Raw genomic sequence first — 13392 nt, forward strand, 5'->3', positions numbered from 1 at the left:
GTCTGCAGAAAAGTAATCTTCAGTATTCCCTTCTCTAAAGCATCGCGTCTCTTAAGCAAAGCGCCTCTTTGTGAACAGTGTTTTGGTTATTCAATACACAGGCCTATGGTAGGGAACATTTCACTGTGACTCTCTACCGCTGTGGGCACTACAACATAATTTATAAGGCTAAGGGTAGGAAGTAATCAGCGTATATGCATTTACATCCAGAGGTTTCAGCTAGAAGATTGTCCACTATATTTGAAAAACGCTTACTACCTAGAGTGATGCTGGAATAAGTATAATTGGGTTATGCTTGTGCGTAGTTTGTTTTATTGCCCAACCAGCGTTGGATGAGTGGATCTACATTTTGAGGGTATTGATTTAACATTTGTTGTGCAATGGGCCTTACTTGATTCAGAGTTTGTTTATCTCTGGTTAAATCAGCAATTTTAAATTCTGCTAAGCCTGTTTGCTTAGTTCCTAGGACTTCACCTGGACCGCGTATTTCTAAATCCCGCTCGGCTATCACAAAGCCATCATTACTGTCTCTAAGTACACCTAATCGTTTTTGAGCGGTATGCGAAAGTGGTGCATGGTATAAAAGAACACAATGGGAGGCAATACTCCCTCTTCCCACTCGCCCGCGTAACTGGTGTAATTGTGCTAAACCTAAGCGCTCTGGGTTTTCAATAATGATTAAGCTTGCGTTAGGTACGTCAACACCTACTTCAATTACTGTTGTAGCAACTAAAACATGTATAAGGCCTCTTTTAAAGTCGTCCATGATGGCCTGCTTTTCTGCTGGCTTCATTCGTCCGTGCACTAAGCCAATATTTAAATCTGGCAGGGCTTCTTTCAATTGCACAGCACTATCTTCAGCTGCTTGACATTGCAGTGCTTCAGACTCATCAATGAGTGTGCATACCCAATAAACTTGGCGTTCTTGTTCATTGCAAGCTGATTTAACGCGAGTAATTATATCGTCACGACGCGTGTCTGGAAGTGCTACTGTAGTAATAGGTGTTCGTCCAGGTGGTAACTCATCAATAATTGAGACTTCTAAGTCGGCATAAGCTGTCATTGCTAGAGTACGTGGAATGGGGGTTGCGGTCATCACTAGTTGATGTGGATAACAGCCATTAAATTGTCCCTTTTCTCTTAATGTTAAACGCTGATGAACACCGAACCGATGTTGCTCATCAATAATTATAAGTACTAGGTTGTTAAATTTTACTTCATCTTGGAATAAAGCATGTGTACCTACAATCATTTGTGATTCACCAGAGGCAATCTTTTCTAATGTTGCTGTACGTTCTTTACCTTTTGTTTTTCCACCAAGCCATGCTACGTCAATGCCTAATTGTTTAAACCATGAGGCAAAACTTATACCGTGCTGCTCTGCAAGTATTTCAGTAGGTGCCATTAAGGCTACTTGAAACCCTTGAGCTATTGCTGTTAATGCGCTTAATGCCGCAACTAAGGTTTTGCCAGAGCCTACATCGCCTTGGACTAGGCGCATCATAGGATAAGGAGATGCTAGATCAGCTTTAATTTCTGACACAACACGATTTTGTGCATTGGTTGGCGCAAAAGGCAATTGTGATAAAAATTGAGGCTCTAATTTATTTGTAGAACTTAGAGACACCGCTTTTGCTTGCTGTCCTTGCTCTCTTACTTTTAATAAGCTTAGGTTTTGTGCAAGTAATTCTTCAAATACTAAACGCTGCTGAGCAGGGTGTGTTCCTTGCTCTAGCTCATTAACGTCGATATCACTAGGTGGGCGATGAAGCAACAATAAGGCATCAGCTAGTGCAAGTTGAGAAGGTTGCCATTGCACGGGTAACAGTTCTTCAACAGAGTATTTATTAAGCAGCTCTACAGCTTGTTCACTTAGGGCCCTAATAGATAATTGCTTTAAACCATCTGTTGTTGGGTATACTGGCGTTAATGTTGAAACTGTTGGCTGCTCACTTGGTGTATCACTTAAACTGTATTCTGGATGGCTCATTTCAAAGCCAACACGCCCGCGGCGAACTTCGCCGAAGCAACGTATTATTTTTCCAGGGCTTAATGCATTTTTTTGTGCTGCACTGAAATTAAAAAACCTAAGTGTGAGCCTCCCTGTATTATCATTTACTTGCACAACGAGCATACGTCTTTTGCCAAATGTGATCTGGCTTGTTTCTATTGTGGCTTCAATGCTCACGTGGCTGTGTAATGACAGTTCGTTGATGGAATAAATACGGGTTCTATCTTCGTACCTAAGCGGTAAGTGAAAGAGCATGTCTTGCACGTTTTTAATACCTAGCTTTAAAAGGCGTTCGGCCATTTTGGGTCCGACCCCTTTAAGTTCCGTAATGGGGTATTGGTTTAAGCTAGGTTTAGACAATGTAGGCTCAAATCTTTTTATTTGTGAATGAGTTAAGTGTACTCACAGGCTCGCTAAGCATCAAGCATGTTTTAAGGCGTGCCAAAATTCATCGTCAGCAATTATTTCACCTTCTTCATCGAGTGGCGGGTAAGGTAGTTTTTTTATACGGCATTGTTTAGCTATAACGGGGTGGTAGCCTTCAAAATACATAGGGTGTTTTATATCTTCGCTCAACATATTACGGTTATATAGCCCTGCCTTTTCGCGTTGATGTTGTGCTTCAAATAAAATGAGTGCTGCAGCCACAGAAACATTAAGAGATTGCACCATGCCTTGCATAGGGATAATTATGTTTTGATCGGCATGCTTAAGGGCTTGTGCTGAGATCCCTGTTTTTTCTTGCCCAACAATAATTGCTGTGGGTTTTGTGTAATCTATTTCTCTAAAATCAACGGCATCTTCGCTCAGGTGCGTGGCTAATATTTGTACATTTGGGTTGTGCTGTCGCATCATGGTTGCGGCATCATCAATGTTTTTATGAAGGTGGGTTTCTAGCCAATTTTTACTCCCGCCAGAGGTGTTATTAGTTAGCCATTTTTGGTTTTCAGGCCATACAGCATGTACATGGTGGCAACCCACTGCATCGGCACTTCTTACAATAGCCGATAGGTTATGGTGTTTGTGCACGTCTTCTAGGCACACGGTTAAGTCGGTTTGGCGACGCGATAAGACGTCTTTAATTCGTTGATAGCGATTTTGCTGCATGGTGATCCTCTTTTTTGTTAATTATACGAAATTTTATGTACTAAGGCATCACTGTGCGGCTAATCGGGTTTTGTAAAGAAATAAGTGTCTCGGTGGACTGAATAGCTTCTATCGCTTGAATTTTATTTATTAATACATCCTGTAAGTGGTCGATTGATTTAGCCATTACTTTAATAAAAATGCTGTAATTACCGGTGGTGTAATAAGCTTCGACAACTTCTTCAAGCGCTTCGAGTTTAATGAGTGTTTCAGGGTAATCGCGTGCATTATTTAAATTAATACCAATAAAGCAGCAAACGTCATAGCCAAGTTGCTTTGTATTTATACTTAATTGGGTACCTGTGATAATTCCTGCTTGTTTTAATTTTTCTACACGCACATGAATAGTACCGGCACTTACGTTAAAACGTTTAGCTAATTCTGCATAAGCTGTACGGGCGTTTTCCATTAAAGCGTGAAGTATCTGTTTATCGAGATTATCGATTTGATAATTTTCCATTATTTTTTCTTATTTAAATTAGTGAATTCACATTTTTATACCCTGTAAATTAGTCGAATTAATACATTAAAGCTATTTTTATTATGGGTTATTGAATTAAAAGTTTAAATCGTTACAGTAACTTCATTAGCAGCATCTGTTAGGTGCGTTATTAAAAATAAAGTAAGTAACAATAACTGGGAATGAGGCCAATTATTATGAGTTCACACTATGTGCAGCAGCAGTTGCAAATAAGCAGCGTAAAGCAATTTTTTTCACGGCAATTGGAAAAACAGTTAGGGCTAGTCGAAGTGCAGGCACCTATTCTTGCAAAAGTAGGTGATGGCACACAAGATAATTTAAGCGGTCATGAAAACGCTGTAGCAGTAAATGTAAAAGCGATTGCCGATAGCCAATACGAAGTTGTGCATTCGCTAGCAAAGTGGAAACGTAAAACGTTAGGTGAGTATGGATTTAGTAAAGGTGAAGGCCTTTACACTCAAATGAAGGCACTGCGCCCTGATGAAGAGTCGCTAAGTCCTATCCACTCGGTATACGTTGATCAGTGGGATTGGGAAAAGGTAATTTGTGAATCAACAGAACGTTCTTTAACTACCCTCAAACGTACAGTTGAATCAATTTATAAAGGCATAAAAGAAACAGAGCAATTTGTTAGCGAACACTTTTCGCTTGATCCTTTTTTACCAAGTGATATTCAATTTGTGCACAGTGAAGAGCTTCGTAAAATGTACCCTGACCTTACGGCTAAAAATCGCGAAAAAGCAATAGCAAAAAAATATGGTGCTGTATTTTTAATTGGGATTGGCGGTCAATTAGGCGATGGTCAAATTCACGATGTAAGAGCGCCTGATTATGACGATTGGTCTACACCAACGAGCGGACAATATATAGGGCTCAATGGTGATATTTTAGTATGGAATCCAATACTTGAAGATTCCTTTGAGATATCTTCTATGGGGATTCGTGTAAGCCCTGAAGTACTAAAAACTCAGTTGAGGATTACAGGAGATGATAACCGCCTGCAATTGGATTGGCATAAGGCATTATTAAAAAGTCAGTTTCCACAAACTATTGGTGGCGGTATTGGGCAATCACGTTTGGCTATGTTATTGCTGCAAAAGGAACATATTGGACAAGTTCAAGTTGGAGTATGGTCAACACAAACACATGCAAGCGTTGACGGTCTACTCTAACGAAAGATATAAGAGTGCTGCTTTGAGCACTCTATATTCACGATGTTTTAAACTCAACTTCTACTTTGTTATTCATCAGTTTTATTGTGCAAGGTGGGTAATTACGGTTTGTTTTAAGAACTTTATCAAAAATATGTATTTCCACACCTGAATGTAAAACTGTATTGACGATTAAGTGTGTATTTGTAAGTAATTCATGAAGGTTATTCTCTAATGATGAGAGTTGCCTTTCATATTGCTCTGCTTGTTGACATAGATGTAACTGAGTAGCACCAATTTTATTGATAAGTTCGTTTTTTCTTTCTGGATCTTTAAGCAAGTCTGCTTTTTCTAATGCAGGTTGTAAGGAGTCTAATTGCTGCTCCGTTTTAGCAAGCTCTTTAAAGCACTCGTCAGTTTCAGCAGTAATATCACCGCCGGAGCTTGCTAAATTAATAACCATTTTAGCACCCGATTCGTTGCCAATTTCACCAGCAATTAATGTTGTCGCGTCTAAAATCTCGCCGCCAAATATCTTACCTTTAGGTAAATCTGGTTGACCTACCTTAAGAGCATGACGTGCCTTCATAATACAGTGGCTAGTTTGTCGCTCAATAAAAATATTTGCAGCTTCTAAATAGCAATATTGTGAGTGGGATACATGAATGTCGCCTTCACATATAAGCTTACACGAAAGCGATTTGTCGTCAGATTTTTGATGCCCAATAACGCCTTGCTTAACAGTAATATTACCGCCGGCCGTTAACTCACCAGATTCAACAGTACCAAATATTGTAATATCACCTTTGGCGGTTACTTTCATTCCAGGTTCTATATTTCGAGTAACAATCACACTGCCTTCAAAATCAATATGACCGCTTTTAACGTTGACATCGGGAATAGTAAAAATATCGTCTACGCGCATTCCGTTAGTAATTTCAATAGGCACACCTGATATGGTTGATACTAACTCTAGAGGGTTAAGTTTAGAGATCTCGGTACCCTCACCGGCAACAAGTTGTTTATTGTCACCCGGTTTCGCCGGTAATATATCGCCAAGTACAGTAAAGCCTTCTTTTCCTGGAGTTGCGGGTTGCTGGCGTATAAGTACCGCACCAGGCTCAACACTTGCCATTTTACCAAAGTCACGCATATCAACGCTGCCATCTTCTTTTAACTTTGGGGTTTTTAGATGGTCTTTTAAAGTTCTTACTTTGGTAACGAGTTTAGTTGCTAAGCCATCACTGGGCAGGCGGCCTTGAGCCAAAATACCCTGCACAACCTCACCTGCTTTAGCAGTAAATTGCTTTTGTAATAGTTGTTCTAAATATGCTTGCTTATAACCACGAACTATACCTGCTTTGACTAGCTGTTTTTTTGCATCATCAAGGCTGAGTAAATCACCGCCTTGCGCGACGGTAAGCTCGCCAGTAGCCATCATTTTATCATCACTGATGACAACCTCTAACTTTGCATCGTATTTGGTCGCGACGATAAGTACTGGCTCTGCACTTTTATCTTTGAAGAATGCATTAATTGCGTCGTAATCAATTTTACAGTCGCAAAATTTAGACATTTCTATTGCTTCAATAACAAATGTAGCACTTGGAGGCGGGTGTTTATTTACATCGAGTAAAACATTCCCATTATGAGCAAGCTTAAACACAGCTAATCCTTTTTAACCACTAAAGTTTTAGTAAATTAATGACATAGTTACAGAGTGATAGAAATTGAAGACGGAGTCAAGATAGTAAGAATAACAATATAGTATAAAAAGAGGACAGGTGTGAGCTATAGAGTGGGTCTATAGCTCAGGAAAATATTAGTTAGTTGAAGGCAGTTCCATTATTCCGTCAATCTCAACTTGTACACCTTTTGGTAAAGCACGTACACCAACTGCTGCACGTGCAGGGTATGGCTGCTTAAAGTACTGGCTCATCACTTCGTTAACGACAGCAAAGTTAGATAAATCAGTTAAATAAATATTTACTTTAACTAAGTCTTGAATTTTACCACCGGCTTCTTCACACACTGCTGTGATATTTTTAAATACTTGATGTGTTTGCTCACTAAAGTCTTCTGATATAACTTCCATAGTCTCAGGTACTAATGGAATTTGACCAGACAAGTATACTGCAGTGCCAACTTTAACTGCTTGGCTATAAGTACCTATTGCTGCAGGTGCTTTTTCGGTGGATATAAATGCTTTGTTCATGTTTTTCCTATGTTATTTTTTTCGATAGACTTTTTGCACATCGGGCATTACGCGAATTTTTCGCATAATATTGGCAACATGGACACGGTTTTTAACCGTGACTCCAAGGTCTATCACATATAAATTACTTTCTTTTTCGTCAGTCGCTATTTCAACAATATTAGCGTGGGTTGTGGCAACTACGTTGGTTAACTTAGCTAACGCACCTTGATGATTAATAATCTCTACCCTAAGGGCTGCTATGTATTCTTTTTCAGGGTTATCATCCCATTTTACGACCAAGTATTTAGATCGTTCACTTTCCCAGCCACGAATATTTTTACATTCTTGGCGATGAACTGTTAATCCTTTACCTTGGCTTATGTGTGCAGTAATTGCATCACCTGGGACAGGACGGCAACATTTAGAGTAATTGACTAACATGCCTTCTGTTCCAATAATGGTCGCTTTGGCTTGTTTAGTTATGTCGGTCAAGTCGTCAGAATCATTTTGCAACAAACGCTTGGCTATGAGTACGCTCATTAAATTACCAGCGCCAATTTCTACAAGCAGCTCAAGTAAGGTCGAAAGCTCATGCTCTTCAAGAACGCGTGCAATATTTTCATCAGGAATACTATCTAACTTGTTTTCGCCTAGTGCGGAGTCGAGTAAGCGTCTACCAAGTAACATAGCTTCTTCATGATGTTGACTCTTAAGGTAATTACGAATACCTAAGCGCGCTTTACCTGTCACAATAAAGTTAAGCCAAGTTGCATTAGGGTGAGCGCCTGAACTGGTGATCACTTCAATTGTTTGGCCTGTGTCTAGTGGTTTACTTAACGGGTAAGGTTTGCGGTTAACACGCGCGCCTACACAGGTATTGCCTACGTCGGTATGAACTGCATATGCAAAATCGACCGCAGTAGCACCCATTGGTAGTTCAACTATTCGGCCATCAGGAGTGAATACGTAAATTTCCTCAGGGAATAATTCTGTTTTAACGTTTTCAATAAATTCAAACGACGACCCTGCACTTTGTTGAAGTTCAAGTAAGCTTTGCATCCACTGACGAGCACGTTGCTGAGACGTATTTCCTGCACCATCGCCTGCTTTTTTATACATCCAATGTGCTGCAACGCCTTTGTCGGCCATATGATCCATATCATGAGTACGAATTTGTATTTCTACAGGAATACCATGCGGGCCAACAAGCGAAGTATGCAACGACTGGTAACCATTTGTTTTAGGTACCGCAATGTAATCTTTAAAGCGAGTTTCAATAGGTTTATATAAATTATGCGCAACGCCTAATACACGGTAGCATGTATCCATTGAATCGACGGCAATTCTAAACGCATAAATATCCATTACCTCATTAAACAGCAACTCCTTATTTAGCATTTTTTTATAAATGCTATAAAGGTGTTTTTCGCGTCCAGATACAGTAGCAGCAATGCCCGATTCTTCTAGGCGAGCTTCTACTTCGGTTTGAATATTGGAGATAACTTCTTTGCGGTTACCACGGGCTTTAGCCACTTCCGACTTAAGTGCACGATGGCGCATAGGGTATAATGCTTGAAAACCTAAGTCTTCCAGTTCATTTTTTATATCATGAATACCCAAACGGTTTGCAATGGGTGCGTATATTTCAAGTGTTTCACGCGCTATGCGGCGGCGTTTATCAGGACGAAGTGCGCCAAGGGTGCGCATATTGTGTGTTCTATCGGCAAGTTTGATTAAAATAACCCGAATGTCTTGGGTCATTGCCATGATCATTTTTCGGTAGTTTTCAGCCTGAAACTCTTTTTTATCTTTAAAGCTCAGCTTATCAAGCTTACTTACACCTTCAACAAGTTCTGCAACAGTTTCGCCAAAAATCTCAGCTAAGTCTTGTTGGCTAAAGTCGGTATCTTCAATTACATCGTGCATTAATGCGGCCATGAGTGTTTCATGATCAAGGTGCATACCTGCGAGGATTTGAGTTACTTCAACGGGGTGAGTAATGTAAGGCTCGCCGCTTGAGCGAGTTTGGCCTTCATGAGCCTCTCGTGCTACCACGTAAGACTTTTGTACCAGCTCTACTTCAGCAGCAGGTAAGTATTCAGAAATTTTCTTTTTTAGACCTTCAAAAAGATACATTCACACTCCAATGTTCTAGTGAAGCAAATTAGGTAACGGTAAGTTAAGAATATACGATGAAAAGAAAGGATTGCCAACGGCTATAGTAGAAATACTACACCGTTGGCTAAATCAGACCGGGAGGTCGATTATTGGTTGCCACCAACAATAGCAGCAACAGCAGCAAGTTCTGCCGCTTCTTGATGTTGTTGTTCTTCACGGTCAATTAAATCCATTGATGAGCTATCAACAAGGTTTAATTCAATTTCACGTAAAGCAACAACGGTTGGTTTATCGTTTTCAGGGTCTACTAGTGGAGTTTTACCACCAACAGCAATTTGGCGGGCACGACGAGCCGCAACTAAAATTAAGTCAAAACGATTACCAACTGCATCTACTGCATCTTCAACTGTTACGCGAGCCATCTCAGCACTCCAAAAATAATTTAAAAGCAAAGGCGTAGTTTACTGTACGCAGAGACTTTCGCCAATAGGTAGTGGTCAATTTTTATCAGTTTTACTGAGTATGACCTAATTAAATGACCTTAATTTACTTTAAAAGGTCATTTAGTAATTTTTTATTACGAACTTCTTGTGCGCTTAATGTTAAACGCTGCGCCATAGCAATCGTTTCGATATCACCAAGGGCAGTATCAAAATCATCGTTTACAATAACAAAATCGTACTCGTTGAAATGAGATGTTTCAGATTGTGCTTTGGCCATACGAGATGCAATAACATCTGCAGAGTCTTGGCCGCGGTTATTTAAGCGTTGTTCAAGTTCTGCTTTAGAAGGCGGTAAAATAAAAATAGTCTGCACGCTTGGTATAATTTTACGAACTTGCTGTGCACCTTGCCAGTCTATGTCTAAAAATACATCTATTCCTGCGTCAAGTTGCGACTCAATAGCTTGTTTTGATGTACCGTAATAGTTATCAAAAACTTGTGCCCACTCAAAAAAATCATCTTTGGTAATTAATGCCTTAAACTCATCAGTAGTTACAAAGTGATAGTGAACGCCATTTTCTTCACCTGGGCGAGGTGAGCGAGTGGTGTGCGATACCGATACTTTCATATCTGCATGTTTCTTAAGTAAGGCATTAATTAAGCTAGACTTACCTGCACCTGATGGCGCTGATAAAATAAATAAGTTTCCGCGAGTTTGAGCCATGTTTTTCTCTATCAAAAAATAAACAGGCTTGAGTTATAAATAACCCAAGCCTTTAATCATTACATTGTACTTTATTTAGCTATTTGTGCTCAAGTGAGTCACAGGCGTACTTTACGCTATTCAATATTCTGGATCTGCTCACGCATTTGTTCAATTAAAACTTTAAGCTCGACCGCCGCATTAGTAATATCGCTATTAATAGACTTAGAAGCGAGGGTATTTGCTTCTCGGTTAAACTCTTGCATCATAAAATCTAGGCGACGGCCACATGCGCCGCCTTTTTTAAGAATTTTTTTAGTTTCTTTAACATGAGACTTTAAGCGGTCAAGTTCTTCGGCTACATCTTGTTTTTGTGCCAAATAAATTAGTTCTTGCTCAAGACGAGACTCGTCAATATTTGTCGTTAAATCTTCCAATTTTTGTTCAAGTTTCTCACGTTGCCATTTAGTAATTTCTGGCATGTGAGTTTCTACAGTGTTTACTTGCTCTATAATTGCATCAAGGCGAGTTGCTATCATCTCTTCTAAATTTGCGCCTTCATCACCCCGTGCTGATTTAAAGTCTTCTATTACTTCATCAAGCCCTGCAATTAGCGCTGTGTTTACGCTGTCCATATCCAGTTCTTCGGCTTCCATTACACCAGGCCAGCGTAAAATATCAACAGGGTTTATCTCACCATTACTTTGCTGTTGAACCCATTTAGCACTATTTATAAGTTGTTCAGCCAATGCTTGATTAATTGATAACTCACCAACATGAGCTGGGTTTGCAACAAACTTTAAAAATACTTCTACTTTACCGCGCTGTAGATGTTTACGTAAGCGTTCACGAATAACAGGCTCCATCCCACGAAATTGCTCTGGTGCGCGAATAAAGGTTTCAAGGTAACGTTGGTTAACTGATCGAACTTCCCAAGTGCCAGTGCCCCAATCGCCTTTTATCTCGCGACGCGCATAAGCTGTCATACTGTGGATCATGGATGGTTTCCTAAGTTTTATAATACATAATTAATTATTATTATACCGAAACACTCTCCAACCTCTAGGGAAAATTTAAGTAGCTGAATGTTTTGCAACCAGGTATTTGTTAAATCAGCATGGTATCTGTACTCACATACACTTATAATGTGGCAAATTATGAATTAAGGGGATCGTCAATGCGTCCAAGCCAAAGAACACCAAATCAAATTAGACCCGTATCATTTACACGTAATTATACTTTACATGCAGAAGGGTCTGTACTTGTTGAATTTGGTAATACCAAAGTACTTTGTACAGCTACGGTTGAATCGGGCGTTCCGCGTTTCATGAAAGGCCAAGGTAAGGGATGGATAAATGCTGAGTACGGCATGCTTCCAAGGTCAACACACACGCGCAATGCTCGTGAAGCGTCTCGTGGTAAGCAAGGTGGCCGAACAATGGAAATTCAACGTTTGATCGCACGTGCACTTCGCGCTGCAGTTGATTTAAAAGCACTTGGCGAAAACACAATTACTATTGATTGTGATGTCATTCAGGCCGATGGTGGAACACGCACAGCATCAATAAGCGGTGCTTGTGTTGCACTTGTCGATGCACTAACCCACATGCGTGCTAAGGGTATGATTAATTCAAACCCGCTTAAGCATATGATTGCTGCAATTTCAGTTGGCATATATAAGGGCCAAGCTATAAGTGATTTAGAATATATTGAAGACTCAGCGGCAGAAACTGATATGAATGTAATTTTAACTGAAACAGGTAAAATTATTGAAGTTCAAGGCACGGCAGAGGGTGAACCGTTTTCGTTTGATGAGCTTGATGAGTTACTCACATTAGCAAAACACTCTATTAGAGAGATCATTGACGTTCAAAAGCAAGCATTAGCATAAATAAGTAGGTAGCAAAAAATGAAAGATTACCAAAAAGAATTTATTGAATTTGCGCTAGAAAAGCAGGTACTGAAGTTTGGTGAGTTTACCCTTAAATCAGGCCGTACTAGTCCATACTTCTTTAATGCAGGCTTATTTAACACTGGACGTGATTTAGCACGGTTAGGCCGTTTTTATGCTGCAGCTCTAGAAGATGCGGCTATAGAATATGATGTTTTATTTGGACCAGCTTATAAAGGTATTCCAATCGCTACCACCACAGCTGTAGCATTAGCAGATCATTACAACAAAGATGTACCTTATTGCTTTAACCGCAAAGAGAAAAAAGCGCATGGTGAAGGCGGTACATTAGTAGGCTCACCATTAAATGGTAAAATCATGCTGGTGGATGATGTGATCACTGCGGGTACCGCAATTCGCGAATCAATGGAAGTCATCGCAGATAATGGCGCAGACTTAAGTGGTGTATTAATAGCACTAGATCGTCAGGAAAAAGGTAAAGCTGAGCTCTCTGCTATTCAAGAGGTTGAGCGCGACTTTAATACACAGGTAATCTCTATTGTTAAACTTGCTGATTTGATTAGTTACCTTGAAAACCAAGGGACAATGGGTGAACATTTAGTATCAGTAAAAGCGTATCGTGATAAATACGGCGTAGCCTAAAATATAAAGCCTCGCATTGCGGGGCTTTCTTTTGACCTTTTAAAGAGCTTATTTAATGAAAGATGTATTCAAACCAAATGGATTAGGGTTCAAGCGTGTATTTAAAGCCACATACTGCTCCTATCTAGGATTTAAAGCAGCGTTTAAAGAAGAAGCTGCATTCAGGCAAGAGTTACTGCTCTGCATAATCCTTTTTCCTTTTTCATTTCTGCTGGCATCTTCATTACTTCATTGGGCAATTCTTATGTGCTCACTGTTAGTGGTATTAATTGTTGAATTATTAAACTCAGCAATTGAAGCACTCACTGATCGTGTAAGCACAGAACTACATGTTTTGTCAGGCAGGGCAAAAGATATGGGCTCTGCAGCCGTCACGCTTTCACTAATGATCCTTGTGATCTTATGGGGAGTGAGTTTGTATATGAAGATCGTCGGATCTTAGCCTACCGTTTCAAAGCAAAATTGACGATACATGTTAATAAAATGAAAGCAATGTTGTTTTTTTAGTGTGTTTAGTTCAAATACTCATCGAACAGTATGTTTTTTCAAGTTTTCTTCAAAAAAGGGTTGATCTGTTTTCGGATCTCC

Annotated in this window: 13 protein-coding genes; 4 read left to right on the forward strand and 9 right to left on the reverse strand. The window is 39.8% G+C overall.

What is annotated here, in order from left to right; genetic code table 11:
* Positions 1–289: 289 nt before the first annotated feature.
* The 3 genes from recG to asnC are packed head-to-tail and all read right to left on the reverse strand — an operon-like array spanning position 290 to position 3617.
* Entirely contained in the window at positions 290–2371 is a 2082-nt protein-coding gene (gene recG, locus RF53_RS18875; RefSeq protein WP_039038561.1) for an ATP-dependent DNA helicase RecG, read from the reverse strand.
* A 60-nt stretch (positions 2372–2431) separates the two neighbouring features.
* Positions 2432–3118, reverse strand: a complete 687-nt coding sequence (gene trmH / locus RF53_RS18880) for a tRNA (guanosine(18)-2'-O)-methyltransferase TrmH (protein ID WP_006794736.1) — start codon at positions 3116–3118, stop codon at positions 2432–2434.
* Between the two features lie 40 nt (positions 3119–3158).
* Positions 3159–3617 (reverse strand): transcriptional regulator AsnC, encoded by a 459-nt coding sequence (gene asnC, locus RF53_RS18885; protein ID WP_039038562.1) that lies wholly within the window; start codon positions 3615–3617, stop codon positions 3159–3161.
* A gap of 197 nt (positions 3618–3814) precedes the next feature.
* Here asnC and asnA point away from each other — a divergent pair, with 197 nt between their 5' ends.
* Positions 3815–4810: an aspartate--ammonia ligase gene (gene asnA / locus RF53_RS18890; protein ID WP_039038563.1), complete on the forward strand. Its 996-nt coding sequence runs from the start codon at positions 3815–3817 to the stop codon at positions 4808–4810.
* A 37-nt stretch (positions 4811–4847) separates the two neighbouring features.
* Here the strand turns inward: asnA and RF53_RS18895 are convergent, their stop codons facing one another.
* The 6 genes from RF53_RS18895 to RF53_RS18920 all read right to left on the reverse strand — a co-directional run bounded on the left by RF53_RS18895 (position 4848) and on the right by RF53_RS18920 (position 11248).
* A complete protein-coding gene (locus RF53_RS18895; protein WP_039038564.1) occupies positions 4848–6455 on the reverse strand; it encodes a DUF342 domain-containing protein in 1608 nt (535 codons plus the stop codon).
* Between the two features lie 156 nt (positions 6456–6611).
* Positions 6612–7004 (reverse strand): RidA family protein, encoded by a 393-nt coding sequence (locus RF53_RS18900; RefSeq protein ID WP_006794740.1) that lies wholly within the window; start codon positions 7002–7004, stop codon positions 6612–6614.
* Between the two features lie 12 nt (positions 7005–7016).
* Positions 7017–9122, reverse strand: a complete 2106-nt coding sequence (gene spoT, locus RF53_RS18905) for a bifunctional GTP diphosphokinase/guanosine-3',5'-bis pyrophosphate 3'-pyrophosphohydrolase (protein ID WP_008130682.1) — start codon at positions 9120–9122, stop codon at positions 7017–7019.
* A 128-nt stretch (positions 9123–9250) separates the two neighbouring features.
* Entirely contained in the window at positions 9251–9526 is a 276-nt protein-coding gene (rpoZ, locus tag RF53_RS18910; RefSeq protein ID WP_006794742.1) for a DNA-directed RNA polymerase subunit omega, read from the reverse strand.
* A 124-nt stretch (positions 9527–9650) separates the two neighbouring features.
* The gene (gene gmk / locus RF53_RS18915; RefSeq protein ID WP_039038565.1) at positions 9651–10271 is read right to left on the reverse strand and encodes a guanylate kinase; all 621 of its coding nucleotides are present in this window, start codon (positions 10269–10271) and stop codon (positions 9651–9653) included.
* Between the two features lie 116 nt (positions 10272–10387).
* Positions 10388–11248 (reverse strand): YicC/YloC family endoribonuclease, encoded by an 861-nt coding sequence (locus tag RF53_RS18920; protein ID WP_008130686.1) that lies wholly within the window; start codon positions 11246–11248, stop codon positions 10388–10390.
* Between the two features lie 179 nt (positions 11249–11427).
* Between RF53_RS18920 and rph the strand changes: the two genes are divergently transcribed.
* From rph to RF53_RS18935, 3 genes are read left to right on the forward strand one after another with little or no spacing between them, the layout of a single operon-like run.
* Positions 11428–12141 carry a ribonuclease PH gene (gene rph / locus RF53_RS18925; RefSeq protein ID WP_006794745.1) on the forward strand — a complete coding sequence of 238 codons (714 nt, stop codon included), beginning with the start codon at positions 11428–11430 and terminating at the stop codon, positions 12139–12141.
* A gap of 18 nt (positions 12142–12159) precedes the next feature.
* Entirely contained in the window at positions 12160–12804 is a 645-nt protein-coding gene (gene pyrE / locus RF53_RS18930) for an orotate phosphoribosyltransferase (RefSeq protein WP_039038566.1), read from the forward strand.
* Between the two features lie 55 nt (positions 12805–12859).
* Positions 12860–13246, forward strand: coding sequence for a diacylglycerol kinase (locus RF53_RS18935; RefSeq protein ID WP_039038567.1), 387 nt, complete (start codon positions 12860–12862; stop codon positions 13244–13246).
* The last annotated feature ends 146 nt before the right edge of the window (positions 13247–13392 follow it).

The organism is Pseudoalteromonas sp. ECSMB14103, from assembly GCF_000813065.1.
Taxonomy (GTDB): domain Bacteria; phylum Pseudomonadota; class Gammaproteobacteria; order Enterobacterales; family Alteromonadaceae; genus Pseudoalteromonas; species Pseudoalteromonas marina.